A 26210-nucleotide genomic window follows, 5' to 3' on the forward strand; every position below is an offset into this window, starting at 1 on the left:
ATAAAGAGCAGGACGACATAACCTAAAACGACTCCCGTTATCTGAATATTAAATTTATGGGAGTCCAAATGGAATGCTCGTTTCCGGCAACTCTCAGTCTTACATAAGAGAGAAATAATTATGAACAATCATGATCTGTCTGACTTCAAGTCCAGACAAGATTTCGTTGAGATGAACGAAAATGACTTTCGTTCTATCCGATCTGTTCAGACTCTCATTGATCGGGAAGTGTCGCCCGCCCTTGATAAATTCTATGCTCAGGTTCGTCGCACACCGAAGGCACGAAGTTTCTTTTCTTCCGAATCGCAGATCGAGCACGCCAAACATGCTCAGCAGATGCATTGGAAACGGATTTCCGGCGCACGGTTTGATGACGAATATGTGAAGAAGGTCCAGGCGATCGGTTCGGTGCATGCCCGCATCGGGCTGGATCCGAGCCTGTATATCGGCGGCTACGGGATCATCCTCAACCATCTCGTCCAGTCTCTTATTGATGACATGCTGTCGCAGGGTGGATTTTTCTCCCGGACCTCGTCACGGGTGGCGCGGAACGTGGGAGAGACGATCGGCAGCCTGTGCAAGGCGGTGCTGATGGAGATCGACCTCACGATATCGTCCTACATGGCCAACATCGACAAGGCGCGCGTCGAGATGCAGGCGGAACAGGATCGCCGCGCCCAGGAGGATCGCGAGGTGATCGAGATCATAGGCAATGCGCTGACAGCGTTGGCCAATGGTGATCTGACCCACCGCATCGAAGGCGGCCAGATCCCGGAGCGCCTGGATGCGCTGAAGGCGCATTTCAACCAGACAGCCGAAACGCTGGAACAGAGTCTGGGCAAGATTGCAGTGAATGCGACGGATATTGTGTCGAATGCCGACGGAATCCGCCAGGGGGCAGAAAACCTGTCCCGTCGCAGCGAACAGCAGGCCGCGACGCAGGAGGAAATGTCGGCGGCGCTGGGCCAGATCACGCAACGGATAACGAAGACGGCCGAGGAGACGCTGAAGGCCAGCCAGATGGCCAACATGGCGCGCAGCGATGCCGAGCATGCGGGAAGCGTGGTGCATGGCACGATCGAGGCGATTTCGGAGATCGAGAAGTCCTCGCATGAAATGGCGGGCATTATCAGGATCATCAACGAGATTGCGTTCCAGACCAATATTCTGGCCCTCAATGCCAGTGTCGAGGCGGCTCGGGCGGGGAATGTCGGCCGTGGCTTCGCCGTGGTAGCCAGCGAGGTCCGCGCACTGGCGCAGCGTTCGGCCGATGCCGGCCGCGAAATCTCCGCGTTGATCAATCTTTCGGGCGGGCAGGTGAAAGCTGGGGTGGCGCTGGTGCATGAGGCGGGCGATGCGTTGCGGCGCATCATGTCGCAGGTGCAGCAGATCAATGATGTCGTGTCGACCATTTCGGCTTCGACGCAAGAGCAGTCGGCCGGCATTAGCCAATTGAACATCGCCATGGGTGGCCTGGAACAGACGACCCAGAAGAACGCGGCCGTCGCCGAGGCGAGTGCCTCGGCAGTGCGCAATCTGGTGGCGACATCCGACGAACTGACACGGATGGTCGCGGGGTTCACCCTGTCGGCAGGCGAGATGCGGCCTGTGTTCGCGCGACAGAAACCCAGGCTGGCGTTGATCCGGACGGAGTGAGCCGTCGCGGCGACGGGCCGCCGATAGCGATACTACAGCGGATGACGGTTACGCTTATGGCTGGTCCGGCATCGTCCGGTGCAGGAAGGCGCCGATTTCTTCCGCCATGACGTGCTGAAAGGTGGTGCGGTCGAAGCCCGGCGGGTCTTGCGACGGCAGGAAATCCGGGCGGGCCATGTTCGCGGGAAAGGGGCTGAGAAACGAGAAATGCCCCGCGCCGGGGACGCAGCGGTTATCGACCAGCGCCGGATCGGGGACGCCCTGCATTACGATATCGGCCAATGCCGGCGGGGTGACGTCGTCTTCGGAGGCTGTGCGTATCAGGATCGGGCAGCGGATCGCCGACAGGGCGCCGGGGGCGCGGAACCATCCGGTGGCCGGTGCCAGCAGCACCAGGGCATGCACGCGCCGGTCGTGCGTGACCGCGATGCGGCGCGGTGGGTCTTCGGGGCCGCGGCCGCCGCTCCAGGGCTGGCCGCCCGCTGCCGCCAGCACGGTGTAAGTGCCCAGGGAGTGGCCGATCAGTGCCACGCGCTCGGGCCGCAGGGCCGGACCCACTACCGGGTCTGCGAAGGCGGCGGCTATGCTCAGGCAGACATGGCGGGGACGGTTTTCCAGATTGGCCAGCCTGCGGGCCAGCGCGTCGTCGTTCAGGCTGTTGCCGGGATGTTTCGGCATGGCGATCACGAAGCCGCGCGCGGCAAGGGCCATTGCCAGATCGCGATAGACCCAGGGCGACCCGCCGTTGCCGTGGGAGAGCACGATCAGTGGGCGGTCGCGCCCCTCTACCGCTCCTTCGGCGAGGGGTAAGTGGTAGGGGCCGAAGCGGCACGGGCGCGGTATGCCGGTGGTGGGATAGAGGATCGCCAGGGGGATCTCCGCATCCTGCACCCCGTCATGGATCGTCAGGCCACGATAGCCCACTGCATGCTTGGCGGAGCTTTGTGCGCCGGCTTGGCTCTGTTCCATCCCTGATCCTTTCTCGTCATGCCGTGGGGCGATCCGGCCTGTCGTTCCGGCTGGGGCCAACATGCCGAGATCGGACAGGGCCGGCCAGTGGCGGCAGTGCATTGCCCGCGTTCCCGCGCCGAATGGATGCGTCATGCTCCCGCCCGCCTACGAAACGTTTACGCTTGTCCGGCTGGATGAACAGTCTATTGAAAACGGAAATCTAAGACCCGTTTTAGTCATCTGTCAGGAAATGCATGCCGTCTGAACTTTCTTCCGTTTCGTCGCGGTCCACGCGGTCTTCCTCCTTCGCTGTCGTGGTCGCGATCGAATTGTGGGAGCGGTTCGGTTACTACGGCATGCAGGCCGTGCTGTTGCTGTTCATGGTGCGGCAGCTCGGCATGGCGGATGCGCGGGCGAATCTGCTGATGGGGGCCTTCGCAGCCATGGCCTACGCCCTGCCGGTCGTTGGCGGCTGGCTGGGGGATCGAGTGTTGGGGTCGCGTCGGGCGATGCTGCTTGGGGCCACCTGCATGATGGGCGGTTATGCCACGCTGGCGGTGGCGACGGTTCATGTCGGGCTGATGACGGTGGCCATGGCGCTGATCGCGACCGGCAACGGATTCTTCAAGCCCAATGCCGCCAATCTGGTTCGTCGGATTTATGAGGGTGACGATGCGGCACTCGATTCCGCGTTCACGCTCTATTACATGGCCGTCAATGTCGGTTCGACTGCGTCGATCCTACTTACGCCCCTGTTGCAGGACCATTTCGGTCCGGCCGTGTCATTTGCCACCTGTTCCGCCGGGCTTCTGTTTGGTTTGTGTGTTTATACCGCCCTGCGCGGCCGGCTGCGTCATGTTGGCTCGGCGCCTGATTTCGCGCCGTTGGCGGCGGGGCCGGTGGCCTCTCTGCTGTTGGGCATCGTGGCGGCCATTGCGGGGCTGCATCTGATTCTGGACCGTCCCGTCTTGGCGCGGGATTGCGTGTGGCTGGCCGCACTGGCGGTTCTGGTCATGTGGACCCTGATCTATCGTCGTGCCGCGCCGGCGCAGCGGCCGGGGCTGCGGATGGCCTATATGCTCTCGATCCAGGGCATGCTCTATTTCGTGTTCTACCAGCAGATGGCGACCTCGCTGACCCTGTTCGCCCTGCGTGCGGTGCGCGGCGATGTGACGTTGGGCGGGGTGACGCTGTTTCATATGTCGGCCGGTCAGTTCCAGGCCCTCAACCCGATCTGGATCATGGGTGCCAGCCCAATCCTGGCCTTTCTCTATCGGCGCTTTGCCCGGCAGGGGCGCGACCTGCCGATCGCGCGGAAATTCGTCGTGGGCTACAGCCTGGTGACGCTGGCGTTCGTGATCTGGTGGCTGGGTGCGCTCTCGGGCGGGACGGGGCTGGTGTCACCCTGGTTCATGATCGCAGCCTATGGCGCCCTGGCCGTGGGTGAACTGTTGGTCGGTGGCCTGGGGCTGGCGGTGATTGCACGCTATGTACCGGCCGCGATGGGCGGATTCATGATGGGGTCGTATCTGCTGTCGATGGGGGTGGCGATGTATGTGGGCAGCATGGTCGCCAACCTGGCGGCCGGTGCCCCCGCGCAGCCTGCGGCGGGGGCTGCGGCGTATGCCGGCCTGTTTCTGACCCTAGCCATCGCTGCCGGTGTGATCACGGTCCTGTTCGCGGCGTTGCTACCGCTTACGCGACGATGGGACCATGAGCATGTGGGCGCTTAGAGCAGATCCTGTTTGAATGCGTGCATTCAAACAGGTGGAGATGTTCGTAAAAGCAATAAACTAGAGCATTTCCACCGAACCGGTTTTCGGTGGAAATGCTCTAGAGGCTGGCTTCCAGAACGCGGCGGCTGACGTCCAGCGTGACGTCCTGGTGTTCGCCCAGGGCGGTCATGCCGTGCTGTTCAAGCTGGCCGATCACGCCGTCGATCGTCTCGGTGCCGAGACCGTAGGCGGACAGGCGGGTGGGGATGTCCAGGCTTTCGAAGAAAGCGCGTGTGCGCTCGATCGCGCTCTCGATCCGTTCGTCTTCGGTGCCGTCGCGCAGGTTCCAGACCCGTTCGGCATATTGCAGCAGCTTGCCACGCTTGGCGTCCTTGCGGACCCGCAGCATGGACGGCAGGATGATGGCCAGCGTGCGGGCGTGGTCGATGTCGTGGCGGGCTGTCAGTTCATGGCCGATCATGTGCGTTGCCCAGTCCTGCGGCACGCCGGCGCCGATCAGGCCGTTCAGCGCCAGGGTCGCGATCCACATCAGGTTCGCGCGCAGGTCGTAGTCATGCGGGTTAGCGATGACCTGCGGCCCGATTTCGACCAGGCTCAGCAGCAGCCCCTCGGCGAAACGGTCCTGCGCCATGCCGCCGGCCGGGTAGGTCAGATATTGTTCCATGATATGCGTGAAGGCATCGGCCACGCCGTTGGCGACCTGCCGTACCGGCAGGGTATAGGTCTTGGTCGGGTTCAGCACCGAGAAACGCGGGAAGACATGGGGGCTGCCGAAGGCGAGCTTCTCCTTCGTCTCCGTGCGGGAAATGACGCTGAAGCTGTTCATTTCCGAGCCGGTGGCCGGCAATGTCAGGACGCTGCCAAACGGCAGGGCTTCGCTGACGTCGCTGCCATGGGTGCGCAGGATGTCCCAGGCGTCGCCGTTGTAATTGACGGCGGCGGCGACGAATTTGGTGCCGTCGATCACCGATCCGCCGCCGACCGCCAGCAGGAAATCCAGCCCGTCCGCACGGATGGTCGCGACCGCGCGCATCAGGGTCTCGTAGGTGGGGTTTGCTTCGATGCCGCCGAATTCGCGCACCGTGCGCGTACCGAGGGCTGCGCGGACTTCGGCCAACGTGCCGTTCTTTTCGGCGCTGGAGCCGCCATACAGGACCAGAACGCGTGCTTTGGCCGGAACATGGTCGGCAAGCTGGGCGATCGTGTCCTTGCCGAAGATGATTCGGGTGGGGTTGTAGAATTCGAAATTCTGCATGGTGTCTCCTTGCCGCCGGGGCGGGGCTGCCCGTCCGGCGGAATATCAGGTCAGGCAGGCAGGCCGAGCATGCGGCGGGTGGTTGCCATGGCGTCGTCGAACGGATGGCTGTCGCGGGTGAATTTTGCCAGCAGCGTCGCCCCCAGCCAGAGTTGGTAGAGGGATGCCGCCAGCGGGCGGGCATCCTGCATCGCGGGCAGCGAGCCGTCCTGCTGGCCGGCCGCGATGAAACGGGCCAGCCGGTCGACCACGGCGCTGGCGCCGTCTTGCAGGATAAGGCGCATCCGCTCGGACAGGTCGCAGACCTCGGCGCCGAGCTTCACGGCCAGGCAATGGTCGTGGACCGCGCCCGCCACATGGGCGTCGCGCCATTGGATCCAGTAGGCCATGAAACGTTGGCCGGCGGTGCCGTCCTGCTGTTCAAGCAGCGCGTCGATGCGGGCGAGATAGGTTGTAAAATACTGCTCCAGCAGCGCTTCGCCGAAAGCCTCCTTCGAAGCGAAGTAATGATAGAACGAGCCTTTGGGGATCTCTGCCGCGACGAGGATCTCGTTAAGCCCGACTGCTGAGAAGCCCTTGCTGCCGATGATCGGGCGCGCCGTATCCAGAATATGGCGCCGGACATCATGATGGGCGGAGGCTGCGTTCATGTGGGGAGGTTATCCGGGATTAGACCGGTCGGCTAGTGGGATGTCGCTTTATGAAATGCGCGCTGGGTTGTTGCCAGCGCGCGTGTTCGGCCGGGCTTCAATGCCACAGAGTGGCCAGCAACGGGACCAGCACGGCGGTCAGCAGGGCATTCAGCCCGATACCGAGCGCAGCGAAGGCGGCCCCGACTTCGTCAAGGGCCGCGACCTGGGCAGCCGCGATGCCGCTGCCGGCGACGCCGGCAGCGAGGCCGTGCGCGCGCCAGTCGGCGATCTGGAAGCGCACCAGCATATGCCGGCCGATGATGGCCGCCAGGATGCCGCCCAGGATTGCCAGCGACGCGGTGAGGGCGGGCACGCCGCCGATCTGGTCGGAAACCGCCATGGCGATCGGCGTGGTGACGGCCTTGGGGGCCATGGACAGCGCGACGCTGCGTGAACCGCCCAGGAGCCAGACGAGGCCCACGCCGCTGAGGACCGAAGTGAGCGACCCGGCCAGCAGGGCAAGGCCGATGCTGGAGAGGTGGCGGCGGACCAGTGCGAAATTCTCGGCCAGCGGCACGGCCAGCGCTACCGTGACCGGGCCGAGCAGGAAATGGATGAACTGCGCGCCAGCGAAATAGGTGTCGTAGGACGTGTCGGTGCCCAGCAGGGTCGCCGCTACGATCAGGATCGCAATCAGGACCGGACTGGCGAAGGGGGACCCTCCACATGCCTTCTGGACCTGGCGGCCGATGACATAGGCCGCCAGTGTAACCACCATCCACAGCAGCGGGGTGGCGGAGAGCGGCGTCCAGAGATGATGGAGTGCGGCGCTCATGACATGCCTCCTTCACGATCGGCGGGATTGGCGGACGTGCGCGGAAGGGTCCAGTGCATGACCAACGCTGTTACCATGAGGCTGAGGATGGTCGAACCGGCCACGGCAACGATGATCGGCAGCCATTCTTTGCGGATTACACCTGCCTCGGCGATGATTCCGACGCCGGCGGGCACGAACAGCAGGCCCATATTGGCGATCAAGCTTTCGGCTGCCGGTTTCAGCGGTGCGGGTGTCATGTCCTGGCCGGTTCGCTTCGCACGGACGCCGAGTGCCAGGGCCAGCAGGAACATGCCGATGACCGGGCCGGGAACCGGGAAGTGGAACGTGGTGCGCAGTAATTCCCCCAGAAGTTGGCATCCGATAAGGATGAGCATCGCCGATGGCATCGCGGTCTCCATTGGTGCGGGTCCCCTCACAGGAGGACCGGTCCCGGAGGGGATAACAACATGATCGCGAAAATGCGACAGCGGAGACCGCTGCATGCCGCATCAGGCGAGGGAAACCGTGCTATCGTGCGGCGCAAGCGGAGGGATATCAGCCGTGGACGAACTGCCGATCAGCAAGGCATTCACGCTGCTGGAACCGGGGCCGGTGGTGCTTGTGACCACACATGACGGCCGCCGGGACAATGTGATGACCATTTCCTGGACCATGGTGCTGGATTTCTCCGCCTCCTTCGCCCTGACGACCGGCCCATGGAATTATTCCTTCGCCGCCTTGCAGCGCACGAAGGAATGCGTGATCGCGATCCCGACGGTGGACATGATCGATACCGTCGTCGGGATCGGGACCTGCTCCGGGAAGGATACCGACAAATTTGCGAAATTCGGTCTGGTGCGTGAAAAGGCCGGGCATGTGCGGGCGCCGCTGATCGGACAGTGCCTGGCGCATATCGAATGCAGGGTGGTCGATTTCATAGAACGCTACGGCGTCGTGGTGCTGGAAGGTGTGGCAGCTTATATGGACGCCGGGCGGCGGGAGCGGCGGATGATCCACGCGATTGGCGACGGCAGCTTCGTCGTGGATGGGCGGAGGATCGACCGACGGGAGATGATGCGCTCGAAGTTGCCTGATGGTCTTTGAAAGAGGTGTTTTTTTTAGAAGCATAGAGAAACACAAAGGCTTTCTCTCATTCAGAGACATCCTATGTCCCAGGCATAGGGTCCCTGGCCGAATTGAAGTTTTCTGTTCTTTTTTTCAAAAGACAGAAAACAAAAGAGATATCCAGGCCAATCGAATTTTGACAATCCTTGTTCGGCTCTGTCATAACGGTATCGCATTGATGCTGTGGCGGCAGGAGAGACGGGACAGGATGACGACGGGCCAGACTGCCTTTACGCGGCGGGATATGCTGCGGGCCATTGGCCTGATCGCGGGTGCGGGGGCGCTGTATCAGGCGATGACGGCACTTGGCCATGCGGCGGAATCGCAATTTGCCGGCGTGCCCGATCTGTCCGGGGCGCCTCGTGGTGCCAGGGTGGTGGTGCTGGGGGCTGGTCTGGCGGGTTTGCTGGCGGCGTATGAACTGGAGCGGGCCGGCTATGCGGTGCAGGTGCTGGAATATCAGAACCGCCCCGGTGGACGGAACTGGACCCTGCGTGGGGGTGATACCTATACCGAGTTGGGTGGTGCTGCGCAGACGGTACGGTTTACGGCCGGCAACTATCTGAACCCTGGTCCGTGGCGGATTTCGCATCATCATCGCGCCATCCTGCATTATTGTCGGGCTTTCAATGTCCGGCTGGAGCCGTTTATCCAGTTCAACAATAATGCATTCGTCCATGCCACCCATGCGTTCGATGGCCGGCCGCAGCGTTACCGGGATGTGGCGGCGGATTTCCACGGCAATGTGGCGTCGTTGCTGGCCACCGCGATCAATACGGGCGGGCTTGATCATGCCGTGACGCAGGAGGATCGCGAGCGGCTGATGGAGGCCCTGAAAGGGTGGGGGACGCTTGACGATTCCCTCGCCTATCGCAAGGGCCTGCATGTATCGGGACAGCGCAGCTATGCCCGCCCGCCGGGTGCCGGGGCCGATGGCGCGCCGCTGCCATCCGACCTGCTGCCGTTTCATGACGTGCTGGACCCGGTCGTGTGGAAGACGATGAAGTTCTTCACCAGCTATGACATGCAGCCGACCATGTTTCAGCCGGTCGGGGGTATGGATATGATCGGCAAGGCCTTTGCCAGCCGTCTGCCGCACCAGATCACATTGAATGCCAAAGTGACGGCGATCGCCCAGGATGAAAAGGGCGTGACGGTTCGGTGGGCGGACACGCGATCGGCGGCGGTGCATGAAACGACGGCGGACTGGTGTGTCTGTACGCTGCCGCTGAGCATTCTTTCGCAGGTGGATATTCAGGTTTCGGCGGCCAAGACGGCCGCGATCAGTGCCGTGCCTTATGCCTCGCACGCGAAGATCGGACTGGAATTTCGCCGGCGGTTCTGGGAGGAGGACGAGGCGATCTATGGTGGAATCAGCTTCACGGATCAGGAAATCGCTTTAGTCTCCTACCCTAATGATAATTTTCATGCCTCCGGACCGGCGGTTCTGCTGGGGGCGTTTGCCCTGGGACGAGGCGGGTTCGACCTGGCCGGGATGACGCCGGAAGAGCGCATTGAGGCTGCGTTGAAGCAAGGTGAGAAAATCCATCCGCAATATCGGAAGGAATTCATGAGCGGCGCATCCGTGGCGTGGAGCCGGGTGCCGTGGATGCTGGGGTGCCGCGCGCGCTGGGGCGAGGCCGACCGGGCTGCGCATTATCAGAATCTGGTGGCCATGGAAGGAAGAATCGTCTTGGCCGGTGATCATGCCTCCTATATGGCGGGATGGCAGGAGGGGGCTTTGCTGTCATCGCTCGATGCTATCCGGCAACTTCATCATCGTGCGACCGCCGCATGAGGTGGCCTGGTCGGATTTTGCTGCTGCTGGCCTGTGCCTGGGGGACAGTCGGCCCGGCGTGCGCGCAGACGCAGGGGCCCGTTGCCGAAGGGGCCGTGATTTACCGGCAGATCTGCCAGGCCTGCCATATGAAGGGGGGGACGGGTGCGATCGGGGCGGGCAAGGTGCCGGCGCTGGCGCATAATGCCCGTCTGGCTATAGCGGCTTATCCTGCGACCATCGTGGCACAGGGGCGTGGGGGGATGCCGTGGTTTTCCGACATTCTGTCGCCGGCGCAGATTGCGGCGGTGGTGAATTATGTGCGGACCCATTTCGGCAATCATTATCAGGATGCGCTCGATGCCCAGGCTGTGGAAGCGATGCTGGGGTCGAAAAAGGTGGACGATCATTAGGAAATTTTTTGTCTGATCGAGGGGTGTTTCGAAAATATCGATGGCGTCTGTGATGGCGCGAAGTGCAGAACGTGGCCGTCTGGTCGCTGCTTGCACGCGTTGACGGTCGGGCGCTCAGGCGGGACCGGATCGTGCAGGAAATGTGCGTCGCTCAGGGGCAGCGGGAAGGGTTCCTATGCGGATTCCGCCATGCGTATGCCGGGGCCGTGTCTGGTCCTATAGGCTGTCGCGTGAGACCTGCGTGCTTTTGAAGAGGGCGACGGCCGCTGTGGGGAAGACGCGGGCGAATTGCAGGCGGTAGCAGGCATGACGGGTGATGCGGTCGGGCATGACAGGTGGCGCGGACATGCTGCCGTCCGTGGACAAGTCGGCGTCGTAGAACAGTCGGCGGCCGAGTGGCACGCCGGCTTCCTGCGCCGTGGTCTACGATAAGGTTTTGGTGGAGACTCCGGCCAGGACGGGGAGGTAGAGCGTGGCCGCGAGGCCGAGGGGGACGAGGCATTTCTGCCAAGCGTCCCGGCGCATCATGGCACCGGCATCACCATGATTTCGATTTCAGGTTGGCCGCTGCCGCTGAGTTGGATGACGGAGCGTCCGGCCGGGAGTGGGAAATCGACCATTTTGCCGATCCCGCTACAGGCTGGCCCGTGCTCGTGGTGGGTGGACGCTATGGCGGTGCCGTCGCGCACGACGTCCAGCCACGCGCGGGCGTTGAGCATGACCCGGTAGGTGCCTGCCTTGGGGGCATCGAAGGCTACCATGCCGCCCGAACTGACCGTGCCGCCCGGTTCGTCGGGGCGAAGGGCATAGCTGACATCGGGCGTGGGCCGCAGGGCCACCAGTGCTGCCTGCCCCGGTGGGAGAACGGCGTGATCGAGCGCGGAAACGGTGCCGGCGGCTTCGAAGTGGGTTGGGGAGGTCCATGCGCGTAGATCGTCGGGGAGCGCCGGCTTGCCTGGCGTGCAGTTGGCCTGGGGCGCGTCCGCTCGGGCGGGGGCGGACGGAGCGAGCCCGATCAGCAGGGTGGCGAGAGCAGGGATGACGAATGGTTTCGCGGTTGCCATGGTGCCTTTCCGCAGTCCTGTATCACTTCGGATCTGTACGCGAACTCTATACGGGCTGCGCCGAAACCAGAAATGAAAGCCTGTCGGCTGCCCGGTCGCCCGCCTTGCCGCGCGTCGGCCTGCACGGATTCGGAAGGACTCTGGCGGGGATCAGCCCCGAAAAGGAGTCAAGCATGAATCGTTATGAAGCTGTGAATTGTTTCGGCGGATGGGTCCATGAGAAAGTGCTCAGGAATCATGGATATTTGGTCATGCCTCTCTTGACTGCCTGAGAAGGGCGAAAAACCAGCATTTTTTCTGTGCCGGTCCATGGCGGGAGTGGCGGGATTATCCACAGAATCCGGGGGTACCCTTCTGGATAACTCTGTGGATTGCTTGGCCGGAAACAGGCCGGAGCGCGACGAATCCCGCCTTTCTTGGTTTGTTCCGGCTGGGCGGGGAGCGCTGCGTGCTCCGGCAGAAGAAAAAGGGGACAGTGCAGTGGTGGCTCCTGACCCGTCTCTCTGGTTGGCTGTGAATGATTTGCCCGTGAGGGCAGTCATAAAACTGACATGGAATCAAGAGGCTTTCGGGGATCGGATGCAATCTTGCTGGAATTGGCGGAAAACAGCCATTTCCCAAGTCCGGACCCGTTCCGGGGAGGGCAGGATTATCCACAGAATCCGGGGATACCCCTCTGGATAACTCTGTGGGTGGATGCCGCTGGGGCTTGAATCCGACGGACCTTGCTCTGTTCTTCCCGGTTTGTTCCCGCGCCGGTGCAAAAAAAGAGGCCGGACCTGAAGGCCCGGCCGAGGGTGTTTGCACAGCGGGTCGCTCTTATCCGATTGTCGGAAGCGATGATGATGAAATAATCATTACATCGTGATGAATCCGTCTGCGCCGTCTGCGCATGTTGTCCTGCCAGAGTGGCCCCAGGCCGCTACGGGTGGGCTCTCAGGCGGCGGCTTCGGTGGGGTGTGTGCTGCCCTGCCGGGCGTGGAGCGCGGTCCACCAGGCGCGGTGCCCCAGATACCATTGCACCGTGCGGCGCAGGCCGGTTTCAAAATCATGGCGGGGGCGCCAGCCGAGCGCGGCCTCGGCGTGCGACGGGTCGATTGCGGAGCGGCGATCATGTGCCGGCCCGTTGGCGACGGATCGGATCAGCCGTGCGTGGGGGCCGGCCGGGTCGGGGCGCAGTTCGTCCATGAGCGTGCAGATGGCGCGGACGACCTGGAGGGTTGTGCGCGGCTGGCGGGCACCGATGGCGTAGGTCTCGCCCGGTCGGCCACGTTCCACCGCGAGGACCAGGGCTTCGGCGTGGTCGTCGACGAACAGCCAGTCGCGCAGGGTGCCCCCGTCGCCATAAACGGGCAGGGGGCGACCGGCGATGGCATTGATCGTCATCAGCGGGATCAGCTTTTCGGGGAAATGCCAGAAGCCGTAATTGTTGGTGCTGCTGGTGACGAAAGTCGGCAGCCCGTATGTGTGCTGCCAGGCCCGCACCAGATGGTCCGAGGCTGCCTTGGACGCTGAATACGGACTGCGCGGAGCGTAGGGGGTGGCTTGGGTGAAAGGGGGCGCGCCGGGTCGCTGGGGGCCGAAGACCGCGTCGGTCGAGACGTGATGGAAACGGAACAGCATGCGGTCGGCCATATCGAGGCCGTTCCAATAGTCCCGTGCCGCTTCCAGCAGGGTGAAGGTGCCCAGCACGTTGGTCGCCACGCAGGCGCCGGGGGCGTCGGTCGTGGGGTCTGCCTGGCTTTCGGCGGCCAGATGCAGCACCGCTTCCGGTTGATGGGCTGCGAAAACTGCCCGCATCGCCGCGCCGTCGGTGATGTCCGCCCGTACGTGCCGGTAGCGCGGGTTCGATGCCGCATCGGCCGTCGAGGCCCGCGTGGCGGCAGGGGTCATGGCGTCGATATTGACCACCGTGTGGCCGGTCGCCCCGATCACGTGTCGCACCACCGCCGATCCGATGAAGCCGCATCCGCCCGTTATCATGATGCGCATGGGTTGACGCCTTTCCGGTGCTGATCCCCGTAAAGGCCTGTCCGGCAATGCGCGCGGTGGGCGACCTTATGGTCGTTCCCGCTTGTCTGCCCACATGTCCAGAAAGGCCCAGAGCGGTTTGTGCGGGCGACAGGGTTAAGAAAGGCTTTAAATATCGCCGCCGGCGCCCGTTTCCGGTCTGGCTTTCAATCGTCGTGTTCGGTGGGAGGAAGGCTGTGTGGAAAGGCGGCGGGATTGAAAAAGCCGAGCAGGATGCCGCCTAGCGCCACGACGATGGCCAATGGGGTGAGAATACTGAAGCCGGCGTGGGTCAGCACCTGTCCGCCTGCCGCGGAACCCAGCAGGATGCCGACGTTGCTGGCGGAATTGATCGCGGCCCCGGCCACGTCGGGACGGGTGGCGCGGGCGCGGATCGCCCCGGACATGACGAACGGGATGATGGCCGAATAGCCGACGCACCATAGCCCCACGGCCCCCACCGCCGCCCAGCCGGACAGGATGTGCCCATACATCAGCCCCATGCCGATGAGCATGGCCAGGCCGCCGGCCAGCAGGCCGGCGCCGGGGTTGCGGTCGACGAACTGCCCGGCGCCCCACAGGCCGAGGATGCTGACGGCGCCCGTCAGCAGCAGGGCGAGGCTCAGGGTGCCCGTCGTCAGCCCGTGGTCGAGCAGCAGCGGCGTGACATAGGTGTAGAGCAGGTTGTGCGCGAAGAAGAACACCGCATCGACCGCCACCACGACCAGGAAGACCCGCATGACCCGGCGGGAGGCCACGCCGGGCAGGCTGCTGCGGACATTGGGGGGAGACGAGACCGGTGGCAGGAAAAAGGCGATGCAGAGGGTGAGCATGACGGCCAGTGCGGTCATGACGAACATGGCGACCCGCCAGCTTGCCAGATGCCCGATTGCCGCCGCGCCTGGCACGCCCAGGATGGCACCCAGCGAGGTGCCTCCATAGACGAAGGAAATGGCGCGTCCGGTCATGTTCTGGGGCACCAGGCGCGCCGCATAGGCGGAGGTGATCGACATCAGCAGCGCGTGCGCCAGCCCGCCGATCAGCCGGCCGGCACACAGGAGCAGGAAGTTGGGGGCCATCGCCACGACCAGATTGGACAGCACATAGCCCGATAGCGAGAGGAGCATCAGCCGCTTGCGGTCGATATGCGCTGTCATGATCGTGAGCGGGACCGCGCCGAGGGCCACCATCAGGGCAAAGGCGCTGACGGCCAGCCCGGCATGGCCTTCTGGAATGTGGAAGGTCCGCGCCATCTCGATCAGGATGCCAACGGGGGCGACCTCACTGGTCAGTGCCGTGAAGGTACAGGCAAACAATGCCCAGAGACCGATGACGGCGCTGGTCGGCAGGGTTTTGAAAAGCATGGGGACCTGTCGCGAATACCAAAATTGACGGACTGATGCCGATTCTTCGAAAACCCTTCTGGCATTCCCCGCCGCAGAACGGAATAGACAGTTTGCGGGAAGCTGGAACCTCGCATGCGTCTATGGGCTGGAGGCAGGCGAACATCCCTTATCCGCCGCTGGACAGTTTCATCAGCACCAGGCCGCTCGTGATCAGGAGGGCGGCCAGGATGCGCGGAGGGCTGGCGGCATCGCCGAGAAACAGGATGCCAACCAGAAAGGCTCCGATCGCCCCGATGCCTGTCCAGACCGTATAGGCGGTTCCGAGCGGCAGATGTTTCATGGAGAGTGAAAGCAGGGCGAAGCTGGCGATCATTCCGACAATGGTTATCGCGGAGGGGATGACGCGCGTGAACCCCTGGGATTCCTTCATCGCGAAGGCCCAGACGACTTCCAGCAATCCGGCGATGGTCAGCATCAGCCACGACATGGCGGTCTCCATTCAGAGCCGCCGGGCCGTCCCGGACCTGAAAACCCCCAAGAGGGGCGAGGACGTGGCCTCGTGATTGAGGTACGACATGATGGAAGCAGGATCAAGCGGTCTGCCCATGTGACGTGGTCGCCTTCAGCAGCCACGCGCGGAAGGTTTGGAACGGGCCATAGCTGCCGTGGTTTGCGGGGTAGGCCAGGTAATAGGCGCCTTCGCTGGGGAGTGTCCGGCCCGGCAGTTCGACCAGGCGGCCGCTTTCCAGCAGGTCCGCGGCCAGAAAACGCGGCAGCAGGGCAACGCCGGCCCCGGCTGCCGCAGCCTGCGCAATGAAGGTGAACTGGTCGCACAGCATGCCGTGGACCTTCAGTGCTTCCACGCCCTGGGCTGCGAACCATCGCTCCCACGCATCGGGGCGGGAGACCAGATGCAGCAGCGGGGCGTCCAGAAGGTCGGCCGGCGTTCGGAATGCGTGGCGGGCCAGCAGGGTGGGACTACAGGTGGCGACGACCTGCTCGGACATCAGGAAATCCATTTCCGCACCCGTCCATTCGGCTGCGCCGAAATGGATGGCGGCATGGAGCGTGTCTCCCGAAAAATCGAAGGGCAGCGGGCGGGACATCAGATTGATCGTGATGTCGGGGTGGGCGCGCATGAAATCCGGCAGGCGGGGGGCCAGCCATTGGGCGCCGAAGGTGGGCAGTACGCCCAGATTGATGGCGCCTCCGGTCGGGTTGGCGCGAAAGCCCAGCGTGGCGGTGGCGATATGGCGCAGGGCCTCGCGGACTTCGCGGGCATAGGCCTCGCCTGCCAGTGTGAGGCGCACCGTCTGCCGGTCGCGCACGAAGAGGTCGGCGCCAAGTTGCTGCTCGAGTGCGCGGATATGGCGGCTGATCGCGCTCTGCGTCAGGTGCAGTTCCCGCGCCGCGGCGGTGAAGCTTTCCAGGCGGGCGGCGGCCTCGAAGGAATGCAGCAGCAGGGTGGGGGGCAGGAAACGTCGCGCGGTCGCCATATCAGCCCGTGGGTGCGAAGGGGGAGCCGCCGCGGGATGGGCGGGTCATTCCAGATTCGCATGATGTCAGTTTCCTTTATCGTTTGAAAGGCGGGGCGGCGTCGCGAATGATGTGGAATCGGAACAATAGGCGGGCCGCGCCGGTGGTGCCCGACAGGGTGGGGAACGTGTGGTGGAAAAGACCGGAATGATCGGCGCGGACGAGATCCGGACCCGTTTCGCACGGGCGATGTCGGACATGTATCGCCAGGAAGTGCCGCAATATGGCGCGTTGACGGAACTGGTCGCACGGGTGAATGCGCGGGTTCTGCATGATGATCCGGCTTTGAAGGCCCGGCTGGAGGCGACCGGATCGCTGGCGCGGCTGGATGTGGAACGGCATGGCGCGATCCGGCTGGGTACGGCGGCGGAACTGGCCACCATGCGCCGGCTGTTCGCCGTGATGGGTATGGTGCCGGTGGGGTATTACGATCTCTCGGTTGCCGGGATTCCGGTGCATTCCACCGCGTTTCGGCCGGTCGATGACGTGGCGCTGGGCCGTAATCCGTTCCGCGTCTTTACGTCGCTGCTGCGGCTGGACCTGATTGCGGATGACGGCTTGCGGGCGGAGGCCGAGCGCATTCTGGCGGCGCGGCGGATTTTCACGCCCGGCGTGCTGGCGCTGATCGGGCAGTGGGAGGAGGAGGGTGGCCTTGCGGACGTGTCGGCGGACCTGTTCGTTCGCGAGGCGTTGGAGACTTTTCGGTGGCATCGCGAGGCGACGGTCAGTGCTGCGACCTATCGCCGCCTGCACGATGCACATCGGCTGATCGCGGATGTGGTGTGCTTCAAGGGGCCGCATATCAACCATCTGACGCCCCGCACGCTGGATATCGATGCGGCGCAGGCTGAAATGCCATCTTATGGCATGCGGGCCAAGGATGTGATCGAAGGACCGCCGCGCCGGGCCTGCCCGATCCTGCTGCGGCAGACCAGTTTTGCGGCGCTGGAGGAACCGATCCTCTTCCTCGGTGAGGGCCATGCGGGTGAGGATGGATGCCATACCGCCCGTTTTGGCGAGATCGAGCAGCGCGGCGTGGCCCTGACCCCGAAAGGGCGGGCGCTGTACGACCGCCTGTTGTGCGCCGCGCGGGACGACGGGCCGAAGGATGTGCCGTATGGGATGCGGCTGGAACGGGCCTTCATGCAGTTTCCCGATACCGAGGACGCTTTGCGCGGCCAGGAACTGGCCTATTTCCGGTACGATCTGGCGGGCGCCGCCACCCTGCCGCCCGGCTTTTCGGCCGACGCGCCGATCGAAGACATGGTGCGCGCGGGCGTGGTCGTGGCGACCCCGATAACCTACGAGGATTTTTTGCCGGTGAGTGCCGCGGGGATTTTCCGCTCCAATCTGGGTGGCGGGGGTGGCGCGGATTATGCGGTGAGCGCCGATCGCGCGGGGTTCGAGACTGCTCTGGGAGCGGAGGTTCTGGATGAATGCGCGCTGTATGCGGGCCTTCAGAATCGATCCATTACCGATATCCGGGATGCTCTGCGGGGCACGGCGGTTGCGTGAGCGGTGGTTGCCGAGGGCATCGGGCAGAGGAAGAGTACGGCGATGAGAAACGATCCGCGTAGCCATGGATTGTGGGAACTGTCTGCGCCGCCCGCGCCTGCCACCGTGGCGCTGGCCGGGGATGTGGAGGCCGATGTCGCCATTGTCGGTGCGGGTTATACCGGCCTTTCGGCGGCGCTGCATCTGGCTTCGGCCGGAGTTTCGGTGGTGGTGCTGGAGGCGGAGGAGGTCGGCTTCGGCGGGTCCGGGCGGAATGTCGGGCTGGTCAATGCCGGGCTTTGGGTCATGCCCGAGGATGTGATCGACGGGCTGGGGCCGGTGCATGGTCCGCGAATTCTTCGGTTGCTGGGGGATGCGCCTTCCGTGGTGTTCGATCTCGTTGCGCGCCATGGCATTGCCTGTGAGGCCGAGCATGCCGGCACGCTGCATTGCGGGGTTGGGCGTGGGGGGCTTGCCAGCCTGCGGGAGCGGGCGCGCCAGTGGCGGCGGTTGGGCGCGCCGGTGCGGCTGCTGGACCCTGGTGAGACGCGGGAGATGGTCGGCAGCGGTGTGTATGAGGGGGCGCTGCTGGATGCACGGGCCGGCACGATCCAGCCGCTGGCTTATGCGCGCGGTCTGGCGGGGGCGGCATTGGCGGCGGGGGCGCGGATTCATACCGCCAGCCCGGTTGTCTCCGCCCGGCAGGAGGGCGGTTGGTGGCGGTTGCGAACCGAGGCGGGCAGTGTGCGCGCGCCGAAGGTGATCGTGGCGACCAACGCTTATACGCATGGCGATGTCGGTGGATTGTGGCCCGAGATCAGGGCGGAGCTGATTCATCTGCCTTATTTCAATATTGCCACTGTGCCGCTGGATGCGGCGCAATTGCGTTCCGTGCTGCCGAAGAGGCAAGGGGCGTGGGATACGAAGGAGGTGCTGACGTCCTTCCGGCTTGATCGGGCAGGGCGTCTGGTGATCGGCAGCGTGGGGGCGTTGCGGGGGACGGGGTTGGCTGTGCATCGGCAGTGGGCTGCGCGCGCGCTCGCGCGGATCTATCCGCAGCTTGTGGGCATCGGGTTCGAGAGTGAATGGTTCGGCAGCATCGGCATGACGGTCGATGACCTGCCGCGCCTGCATCTGTTAGCGGAGAATGTCGTATCCATCAGCGGTTATAACGGACGGGGCATTGCACCGGGCACGGTGTTTGGCCGCGTGCTGGCGGATTTCGCGCGGGGCGTGGTATCCGAGGCTGAATTGCCGTTGCCGCTGACCCGGGCGGTTCCGGCTCGTGCCCGGCGGGCGCGGGAGGCGATGTATGAATATGGCTCGGCCGCCGTGCATCTTGTGACGGCGCGACTGTAGGGGAAGAAAAAACTTTTATCGGTTTAGGAATATCGTGCGTGCTCTGCACAAGGTTCCTGAACGAATCAAAAGTTTTTTGGTTCTTTTTTTCAAAAAAGAACAGAGATCAGACGCATGAAGAGAGAAAGCGGAGAGACGATGACAAACCTGATAGCTTCCGAGGTGCACGACCTGCTGGTGGGTCTGGGCGTGCCGGCCGCGCGGTTTATGGGTGGGACGCTGGCCGTGCGTTCGCCGGTGACCGGTGAGGAGATTGCGCGGGTGGTCGAGACGACGGCGGATGACGCGCGCCGTACCATCGGCGCGGCAGCGGAGGCTTTCAAGGCCTGGCGGCGGGTGCCTGCGCCGCGTCGTGGCGAACTGGTGCGTCTTCTGGGTGAGGAATTGCGGGCTAACAAGGTGGCGCTGGGCCGGCTGGTGACGCTGGAAGTGGGCAAGGTCGTGTCCGAGGGGCTCGGCGAGGTCCAGGAAATGATCGATATCTGCGATTTCGCGGTTGGGCTGTCGCGGCAGCTTTATGGCCTGACGATCCAGTCGGAGCGGCCGGATCACCGACTGACGGAACAGTGGCATCCGGCGGGCGTGGTCGGGGTGATTTCGGCGTTCAATTTTCCTGTGGCGGTGTGGTCGTGGAACGCGGCGCTGGCGTTTGTCTGCGGCGACCCGGTGGTGTGGAAGCCGTCGGAGAAAACGCCGCTGACCGCGTTGGCGGTACAGGCTCTGTTCGAGCGTGCGGTGGCGCGGTTTGGTGACGACGCGCCGGCCGATCTCGGCACGCTGCTGATTGGCGGCCGGGAGATCGGTGAATTGCTGGTGGAGGATGCGCGGGTGCCGGTGGTTTCGGCGACCGGGTCGACCCGTATGGGGCGCGTTGTCGGCGAGCGGGTGGCGCGGCGCTTCGGCAAGTCGATCCTGGAACTGGGTGGGAACAATGCTTCGATCGTTACGCCGTCGGCCGATCTGGAACTGACGCTCCGCGCCGTGGCGTTTGGTGCGATGGGTACGGCGGGGCAGCGCTGCACCACGTTGCGCCGGCTGATCGTGCATGAAAGCGTCTATGACGCGCTGGTGCCGCGCCTGGCACAGGTTTATCAGCGCATTTCCGTTGGGAGCCCGATTGAGAGTGACGCGCTGGTGGGGCCGTTGATCGACGGGGCCGCGTTCGAGGCGATGCAGGCCAGCCTGCGTGATGCGGCGGCACATGGCGGCATCGTACATGGTGGCGAGCGGGTCGATGTGAACGGGAGCGAGTCGTTCTATGCGCGTCCCGCGCTGGTGGAAATGCCGGGGCAGGTTGGGCCTGTACGTGAGGAAACCTTTGCGCCAATTCTGTATGTTCTGAAATATCGTGACCTGGAGGATGCCATCGCGTTGCAGAACGACGTGCCGCAGGGGCTGTCTTCCTCCATCTTCGGCAATGACCTGCGGGAGATCGAGCAGTTCCTTTCTGGCGCGGGGTCGGATTGCGGGATTGCGAACGTCAATATGGGGCCGTCCGGTGCGGAAATCGGTGGCGCCTTTGGTGGCGAGAAGGAGACCGGTGGTGGCCGGGAATCCGGATCGGATGCCTGGCGGGCCTATATGCGGCGGCAGACAAATGCGATCAATTATGGCCGCACGCTGCCTCTGGCGCAGGGCGTTACGTTCGATATCGGTTGATGGGGTGGGGCGGGGCGAAAGCCCCGACCACTTGTGTGGGGTGAAAGCAATGACGGCAGTTATGGGGCGGGAAGCTAAAGTCCGCTATCTGCGCTTGAACGTAAAATAGCAGACGTTCTTATTCATCTAAACTGTATGTCGAACGATGTGAAAACCTTCGTCTGGTGTGGGCAGCGTGAAACCTTGAGAATGTAACGTTGCCGTTGATAATCTCACTGCACGATCCAGAGCAATTCAACCGTATGAAAGCCATTGAATGTTTGACACAGGGAAGTTTGTATCCGTTGGCGATATAAATTTGTTCGTCTCTGAAGCCGGGAACCCAAAAGGAAGAGTTATAGTCCTGCTTCATGGAGGCTTGCAGAGCCGTCTCGATTTCATCCCACTCGCAAAGCATCTCTCAGAAGATTACAGGCTGATTGCTATTGATACGCGTGGGCATGGTCGATCCGGTATCGGGACCGCCCCTCTGACATATCGACAGCTTCAGGATGATTTTACCGTGGTTCTTACCACGATGGGGCTGCAAAAATCCGGTATAATTGGATATAGTGACGGTGGCATTGTCGCTTTGCGGCTGGCTGCATCGCGTGCCGTACAACCGGAGTTCGTCATAGCGTCGGCGCGCATTGGGTGTTGCCGGAAAATGATCCGGCCCGGCAGATTTATCAGACGATCACTCTTGAAAAATGGCGTGCGATGTTCGGGAATCAAATATCGGTCTACAACACGGAAAATCCCGACTCGGATTTCGGCAAGCTATTCACGGCGGCGACGCAGATGTGGCTCGGCTGCGATGAAGATGCCTATCCCGCCGCGTCTGTAAAAAACATTCGGTGCCCTCTGCTCGTAGTGCATGGTGACGACGATATGCTGGTGTCGCGGCAACAGGCCTTCGACCTTGCTGAGCAGGTCAAAGGTGCCAGGTTACTTAACCTGCCCTTCGCTAAACACTCGCTACTTGAAGACATGCCTGAGAGTGTTCTTCCCTTCTTACAGGATTTCATCACGCGCGTTACAATCTGAAGGCTATGCAGTTTTATGTCCCGTCATAGCAATCCCTTTCTGATTCCCCAATGTCTGCCATGCGGGCAAGAGATGTCGTAATGGACAGGGTGCTCGTGTGCTCAGAGTTCATCCCTCTTCATTGCCGCCAATGCCCGTCGTGTCGCCTCGGTCAGCGGGGTGGGCATGGCTTTGAGGGGGAACCAGCCCCAGTCGGCCAGGGCGTGAGGTTCCCGGATGGCGGGGGTGCCGGCCTGGATGGTGGCCAGGAAGACGGGGGCGACCCAGTGCGTGGCACGGGGGCGGTCGATCTGGTCGACGACGCAGAGCAGGCGGGTGAGGGCGATGGTGATGCCGAGTTCTTCGGCGATCTCGCGCGTGGTGGCCTCGGCGAGCGTCTCGTATGGGTCCAGTTTGCCGCCGGGGAGGCCCCAGTGGCCGGATTCCGGATCTCGGCGGCGGAGGACCAACAGCAATCTGCCGTCCTTTAGGATGGCGGCCCCGCAGCCGACGCGGGGGGGGAGGAGCGGGGGGCGTGCTGGCTGACATGGGGGCAGCATAACCGAACGGGCGGGGCATGCCACGGGGTGGGTGATCGGTGCAAAATGTGGAAACGATCTGTTTCCGGCATTTTTATTATTGGATGGGGGGACATCCGTTATGTCTGGATGGAGCGGAATGGTTCGGGCCGGTGTGGCCTGGGCGTTCGGTGTGGATTTGTTCAGATTTCGGAGTTCGTTCCCATGACGCGTAGTGCCTCTTCGCTTTTCGCCGTCCTGGCCCTTGCCGCCAGCCTTCCCCTCGCCGCCCAGGCGGCGACCAGTCCGGCCGAGGTGCAGGCGGGGCATTATGCGGTCGAGCCCGGTCATACCCAGGTCGGTTTCTCGGTGCTGCATTTCGGCTTCACCAATTACACGGGCGTGTTTTCCAACGTCTCCGGGACGCTGGAACTGAATGTGAAGAACCCGGCTGCGTCCAGCCTGTCGGTGACGATCCCTGTCGCTTCGGTGCAGACCACCAGCGATGTGCTAAATGGTGAGTTGAAGGGGCCGGAATGGTTCGATGCCGGTAAATTCCCCGATGCCACCTTCGTTTCGACCAGTGTGAAGCTGACTGGCAAGGCCGATGCCGTGGTGGCCGGGAACCTGACGATCCATGGCGTGACGAAGCCCGAGACGCTGAAGGTGCATTTCATCGGTGCCGGCGTGAACCCGCTCGACAAGAAATACACGACCGGTTTCGAGGCGACCGGCACGATCAAGCGCAGCGATTTCGGCGTGAGCAAATATGTGCCCTATGTCAGCGACGAAGTGGCCCTGCGTATTGCCGGTGCCTTCGAAAAGCAGGACTGACAGCCGTGAGCGCCGCGATCGTCCTGCTCAGGGCGATCGCGGTGGATGGTTCTTCTGGCCGCGTCCGAGATGTTCGATCATTGCGTGAAGGGAAATCCGGAGATCGTCAGGTTGCGCTCTTTTGCGTAGGATGGCTTTTCCCGAGCCGGACAAAGGATATCAGGCATGCGGCGGCATGACGAACGTGACCATTTTTCGGAAATCAGTATGCTTCTGTCCGAAATCCAGTCGGATGTGGAGCAGTTGAACAGTCGGGCGCAGTCCATGCCGCAGACGCCCGAGACCTTGCGTGAGGGGATTGCCGCGCTGGCCGACAAAATCGATGCCCTGTGTGACTTGAGCCGCAGATAGAGGATGGCGGGCCGCCCGGTTATCGCGGCCCGCACTGTGCCTCGATCAGCAAGCGGGCGCAGTCGCCCACCCGCGCCGCCGGGCCTGGCGGCGGGAAAGCCTGACCCACGACATAGGCGCCTTCCATCAGCAGGATTAGACCGTCGGCAAGCTGGTCGGGATCGGTAGCCCCCATCTGGTGGGCGCGTTCGACCAGCCAGTCGCGTACCTGATGCTTCAGACGCGCGGCTTCTTGCCTCACCGGGTGCGTGCGGTCGGGATAGTCGAGAATGGCGTTGGTGAGCGCACAGCCACGATAGTCGGGAGCGGCTGAACGCTCTGCCAGCCCTTCGAAATAGGCCAGGAGCTGCGCGCGCGGGTCTTCGGGGTGGGCGGCGCGGACAAGGGCGATCCGGTCCCAGAAACAGTCCTGGTAGTCGGCGAGAAAGGCGGTGGCCAAGCCGTCCTTGGAGTGGAAGGCCCGGTAGAGCGACGGTTTGGTGACGCCCGCATTCTGCACGATCTCCTCTACGCCGACGGCCCTTATCCCCTGCCGGTAGAACAGGTCGCGGGCCGACTGGCGGATCCGGTCGGCGGCGGTGGGGCGTCGGGAAGGGGAAGGGGAAGGGGGAATGGACATGCACGAAACCCGCTTGACGATGTTACCGATCGGTACATAACGTGGCGTGGCCCTGGAGGCTGCTGCCGAAGCGCCGAGGATGCGTGGACGGGGCGCGCGGGGCTTTGGCAACAGCAGCAGAACTGACCGGTCAGTGATATGAGCGTGATACCGTCCCCTCGCAAGCTTTCCCGGCCCGCGCGCATATATGCGGTGGTGGTCGGGCTGACGTTCCTGTCGCTTCTGGTTTCGGCTGGCGTGCGTGCGACGCCGGGCGTGCTGATGATGCCGTTGCAGATGGAACTGGGCTGGAGCCGGGCCGGGATCTCGGCCACGGCGGCGTTCGGCATCTTTCTCTACGGCTTCGTCGGCCCGTTTTCGGCGGCGTTGATGCAGGCGGTGGGGATACGCCGCACGTTGGTCGGTGCGCTGATGCTGATCGGCGGAGCCAGTTTTCTGTCCCTGTTCATGACGCAGCCCTGGCAGTTCTTCGTAACCTGGGGTGTGCTGACCGGGCTGGGTACCGGGGCGGTGGCGATGGTGCTGGGGGCGACGGTGGTAAATCGCTGGTTCGTGGCCCGGCGCGGCACTGTGATGGGGCTGCTGGCAGCCAGCACGGCGACCGGATCGCTGTTCTTCCTGCCGGCGCTGGCGGCCTTGGCGCATGATCGCGGCTGGCGGGCGCCAGTGCTGGCCGTCACCATCGCCTGTTTGGTGTTGGTGCCGCTGGTTGCGCTGTGCCTGCCTGAGCATCCTGAGCGGCTGGGGCTTCTGCCGCATGGGGCGCCGCCGGACTATGTTCCGCCGCCGCCGCCCGATCGGCATCCGTTGCGCATGGCAGTGGGGGCGTTGCGCGATGCGGTGGTGAAGCGCGATTTCTGGTTTCTGTTCCTGACCTTTTTTGTGTGCGGGTTTACCACCAATGGCCTGATCGGTACGCATTTCATCGCCATCTGTGCCGATCATGGGATCGGCGAGGTGCCGGCGGCGGGCTATCTGGCCATGATGGGGTTATGCGATCTGTTTGGCACCACCCTCTCCGGCTGGCTGACCGACCGGATGGACGCGCGCTGGCTGCTATTTTCCTATTACGGGCTGCGGGGTGTATCGCTGGTCGCTTTGCCGTTCTGCGATTTCTCACCTGCCAGCCTGACGGTTTTCGGTATTTTCTATGGGCTGGACTGGATTGCGACCGTGCCGCCGACACTGCGTCTGGCCACTTCGGCATTTGGCGAGCGGGCGGCATCCGTGGTGTTTGGCTGGGTGGTGTTCGGGCACCAGATCGGCGCGGCCTGCGCCGCGTCGTTGGCTGGATTGCTGCGGCAGGCGCAGGGAAATTATCGCGACATGCTGGTGCTGGCCGGTTGCGCCGGGTTGCTGGCGGCGCTGATGGCGCTGGGAATCGGACGGGCTCCCTTGCGGAGTCTGCTGCCGGCAGGGGAACGGTAGAAAAAAGCCTTTGCCCGCGCCTGGATCATGGCATGGATGTACTCATGATTCCGGGAACGGGGCGGGAGGTTATTACGGCAGCGGGTATCGGGTTACGGCCCGCTGCACGTTGACGTCGTTGACGTCTCTGACCGCGCGCATCCTGGCGTCGCGCCGGCAGTCGGAGCGTTCGATCGCCCGGCGCATTTCTCCGCTGAGTGCAGTGCTGTCGCCGCATACGGTCAATGCCGCACGGTCGATGCGTGAGACCAGATCGCCAACTCCGGAGGGGGTTGCCAGATCGGGCCGGTAATAGGGAACGGCTATCCGCTGGATTTCGCGTTCGCCCTGACCTTCGACCGTGATCTCATCGGGGGGTGTGCTGCTGGTCTGGGCCCATGCGGGATGCGAAGGGCCCAGGAGGGGCGACAGGCCGGCCAGGATGAACAGGCCGATTCCGATCGTCCTGGCGCGGCGGGAAGAGTGAGACGATGTAGCTGCCGGACCTGGCGGGCCGAGAGCCGGTTTCGCCGGGTCGGCCTGCATAGGCGCCATACCATTCATCCGAACGGGATTGGTCATGACACACGCGCTCCAAGATCCACCTGGAAGGATGTCAGACGGCCCTGCCGAAGATGCCCTCCGG

Annotated in this window: 26 protein-coding genes and 1 pseudogene; 13 read left to right on the plus strand and 14 right to left on the minus strand. The window is 63.4% G+C overall.

Going from position 1 to position 26210, the window contains the following annotated elements; translation table 11 throughout:
* Positions 1–120: 120 nt before the first annotated feature.
* Entirely contained in the window at positions 121–1656 is a 1536-nt protein-coding gene (locus C7453_RS02870) for a globin-coupled sensor protein (protein ID WP_114725800.1), read from the plus strand.
* A gap of 54 nt (positions 1657–1710) precedes the next feature.
* Here the strand turns inward: C7453_RS02870 and C7453_RS02875 are convergent, their stop codons facing one another.
* Entirely contained in the window at positions 1711–2760 is a 1050-nt protein-coding gene (locus C7453_RS02875) for an alpha/beta hydrolase family protein (protein ID WP_245948725.1), read from the minus strand.
* A gap of 101 nt (positions 2761–2861) precedes the next feature.
* On the opposite strand from C7453_RS02875, the gene C7453_RS02880 reads away from it, so the two are divergent.
* Positions 2862–4340, plus strand: coding sequence for a peptide MFS transporter (locus C7453_RS02880; RefSeq protein WP_114725802.1), 1479 nt, complete (start codon positions 2862–2864; stop codon positions 4338–4340).
* A gap of 100 nt (positions 4341–4440) precedes the next feature.
* Here C7453_RS02880 and C7453_RS02885 read toward each other — a convergent pair whose 3' ends face one another.
* The 4 genes from C7453_RS02885 to C7453_RS02900 form a co-directional block, all read right to left on the minus strand.
* A complete protein-coding gene (locus C7453_RS02885; RefSeq protein WP_114725803.1) occupies positions 4441–5598 on the minus strand; it encodes an iron-containing alcohol dehydrogenase in 1158 nt (385 codons plus the stop codon).
* Positions 5599–5648: 50 nt separating this feature from the next.
* Positions 5649–6248, minus strand: a complete 600-nt coding sequence (locus C7453_RS02890) for a TetR/AcrR family transcriptional regulator (protein WP_114725804.1) — start codon at positions 6246–6248, stop codon at positions 5649–5651.
* Between the two features lie 97 nt (positions 6249–6345).
* Positions 6346–7065 (minus strand): LrgB family protein, encoded by a 720-nt coding sequence (locus C7453_RS02895; protein ID WP_114725805.1) that lies wholly within the window; start codon positions 7063–7065, stop codon positions 6346–6348.
* Positions 7062–7466 carry a CidA/LrgA family protein gene (locus tag C7453_RS02900; protein ID WP_170143093.1) on the minus strand — a complete coding sequence of 135 codons (405 nt, stop codon included), beginning with the start codon at positions 7464–7466 and terminating at the stop codon, positions 7062–7064. Before C7453_RS02900 ends, C7453_RS02895 begins: the two co-directional genes overlap by 4 nt.
* Before the next feature lie 142 nt (positions 7467–7608).
* Here C7453_RS02900 and C7453_RS02905 point away from each other — a divergent pair, with 142 nt between their 5' ends.
* The 3 genes from C7453_RS02905 (at position 7609) to C7453_RS02915 (ending at position 10362) form a co-directional block, all read left to right on the plus strand.
* Entirely contained in the window at positions 7609–8151 is a 543-nt protein-coding gene (locus tag C7453_RS02905; protein WP_174788011.1) for a flavin reductase family protein, read from the plus strand.
* A gap of 229 nt (positions 8152–8380) precedes the next feature.
* Positions 8381–9970 carry a flavin monoamine oxidase family protein gene (locus C7453_RS02910; protein WP_114725807.1) on the plus strand — a complete coding sequence of 530 codons (1590 nt, stop codon included), beginning with the start codon at positions 8381–8383 and terminating at the stop codon, positions 9968–9970.
* Complete coding sequence (locus C7453_RS02915) at positions 9967–10362, plus strand: c-type cytochrome (protein ID WP_114725808.1); 396 nt, start codon at positions 9967–9969, stop codon at positions 10360–10362. Before C7453_RS02910 ends, C7453_RS02915 begins: the two co-directional genes overlap by 4 nt.
* A 216-nt stretch (positions 10363–10578) precedes the next feature.
* Here C7453_RS02915 and C7453_RS19065 read toward each other — a convergent pair whose 3' ends face one another.
* From C7453_RS19065 to C7453_RS02945, 6 genes are all read right to left on the minus strand, one after another.
* Positions 10579–10764 (minus strand): hypothetical protein, encoded by a 186-nt coding sequence (locus C7453_RS19065; protein WP_114725809.1) that lies wholly within the window; start codon positions 10762–10764, stop codon positions 10579–10581.
* Between the two features lie 122 nt (positions 10765–10886).
* Positions 10887–11426: a hypothetical protein gene (locus tag C7453_RS02925; RefSeq protein WP_114725810.1), complete on the minus strand. Its 540-nt coding sequence runs from the start codon at positions 11424–11426 to the stop codon at positions 10887–10889.
* A gap of 936 nt (positions 11427–12362) precedes the next feature.
* Entirely contained in the window at positions 12363–13418 is a 1056-nt protein-coding gene (rfbB, locus tag C7453_RS02930) for a dTDP-glucose 4,6-dehydratase (protein ID WP_114725811.1), read from the minus strand.
* Between the two features lie 185 nt (positions 13419–13603).
* The gene (locus C7453_RS02935; protein ID WP_114725812.1) at positions 13604–14800 is read right to left on the minus strand and encodes an MFS transporter; all 1197 of its coding nucleotides are present in this window, start codon (positions 14798–14800) and stop codon (positions 13604–13606) included.
* Positions 14801–14948: 148 nt separating this feature from the next.
* Positions 14949–15269 (minus strand): DMT family transporter, encoded by a 321-nt coding sequence (locus C7453_RS02940; RefSeq protein WP_114726112.1) that lies wholly within the window; start codon positions 15267–15269, stop codon positions 14949–14951.
* 103 nt (positions 15270–15372) lie between these two features.
* Positions 15373–16278, minus strand: a complete 906-nt coding sequence (locus C7453_RS02945; protein ID WP_114725813.1) for a LysR family transcriptional regulator — start codon at positions 16276–16278, stop codon at positions 15373–15375.
* A gap of 172 nt (positions 16279–16450) precedes the next feature.
* Between C7453_RS02945 and hglS the strand changes: the two genes are divergently transcribed.
* The 5 genes and pseudogenes from hglS to C7453_RS19250 all read left to right on the plus strand — a co-directional run bounded on the left by hglS (position 16451) and on the right by C7453_RS19250 (position 21856).
* Positions 16451–17833 carry a 2-oxoadipate dioxygenase/decarboxylase HglS gene (gene hglS / locus C7453_RS02950; RefSeq protein WP_245948726.1) on the plus strand — a complete coding sequence of 461 codons (1383 nt, stop codon included), beginning with the start codon at positions 16451–16453 and terminating at the stop codon, positions 17831–17833.
* A gap of 42 nt (positions 17834–17875) precedes the next feature.
* The gene (locus tag C7453_RS02955; RefSeq protein WP_114725815.1) at positions 17876–19171 is read left to right on the plus strand and encodes an NAD(P)/FAD-dependent oxidoreductase; all 1296 of its coding nucleotides are present in this window, start codon (positions 17876–17878) and stop codon (positions 19169–19171) included.
* Between the two features lie 138 nt (positions 19172–19309).
* Complete coding sequence (amaB, locus tag C7453_RS02960; RefSeq protein ID WP_114725816.1) at positions 19310–20830, plus strand: L-piperidine-6-carboxylate dehydrogenase; 1521 nt, start codon at positions 19310–19312, stop codon at positions 20828–20830.
* Positions 20831–21086: 256 nt separating this feature from the next.
* Positions 21087–21434, plus strand: a pseudogene (locus tag C7453_RS19245) (alpha/beta fold hydrolase); the annotation flags it as partial.
* 29 nt (positions 21435–21463) lie between these two features.
* A complete protein-coding gene (locus tag C7453_RS19250; protein WP_245948748.1) occupies positions 21464–21856 on the plus strand; it encodes an alpha/beta hydrolase in 393 nt (130 codons plus the stop codon).
* A gap of 101 nt (positions 21857–21957) precedes the next feature.
* On the opposite strand, the gene C7453_RS02970 is transcribed toward C7453_RS19250, so the two are convergent.
* Positions 21958–22395, minus strand: coding sequence for an NUDIX domain-containing protein (locus C7453_RS02970; RefSeq protein ID WP_114725817.1), 438 nt, complete (start codon positions 22393–22395; stop codon positions 21958–21960).
* Positions 22396–22578: 183 nt separating this feature from the next.
* On the opposite strand from C7453_RS02970, the gene C7453_RS02975 reads away from it, so the two are divergent.
* Positions 22579–23187 carry a YceI family protein gene (locus tag C7453_RS02975; RefSeq protein WP_114725818.1) on the plus strand — a complete coding sequence of 203 codons (609 nt, stop codon included), beginning with the start codon at positions 22579–22581 and terminating at the stop codon, positions 23185–23187.
* Positions 23188–23394: 207 nt separating this feature from the next.
* Positions 23395–23538 carry a hypothetical protein gene (locus tag C7453_RS18840; RefSeq protein WP_170222059.1) on the plus strand — a complete coding sequence of 48 codons (144 nt, stop codon included), beginning with the start codon at positions 23395–23397 and terminating at the stop codon, positions 23536–23538.
* Between the two features lie 19 nt (positions 23539–23557).
* On the opposite strand, the gene C7453_RS02985 is transcribed toward C7453_RS18840, so the two are convergent.
* Positions 23558–24157, minus strand: a complete 600-nt coding sequence (locus C7453_RS02985; RefSeq protein WP_114725820.1) for a TetR/AcrR family transcriptional regulator — start codon at positions 24155–24157, stop codon at positions 23558–23560.
* Positions 24158–24301: 144 nt separating this feature from the next.
* Between C7453_RS02985 and C7453_RS02990 the strand changes: the two genes are divergently transcribed.
* Positions 24302–25585, plus strand: coding sequence for an MFS transporter (locus C7453_RS02990; protein WP_245948728.1), 1284 nt, complete (start codon positions 24302–24304; stop codon positions 25583–25585).
* A 72-nt stretch (positions 25586–25657) separates the two neighbouring features.
* On the opposite strand, the gene C7453_RS02995 is transcribed toward C7453_RS02990, so the two are convergent.
* Positions 25658–26146, minus strand: a complete 489-nt coding sequence (locus tag C7453_RS02995; protein ID WP_114725822.1) for a UrcA family protein — start codon at positions 26144–26146, stop codon at positions 25658–25660.
* Positions 26147–26210 lie beyond the last annotated feature (64 nt).

The organism is Gluconacetobacter liquefaciens (assembly GCF_003350405.1).
Classification (GTDB): Bacteria; Pseudomonadota; Alphaproteobacteria; order Acetobacterales; family Acetobacteraceae; genus Gluconacetobacter; species Gluconacetobacter liquefaciens.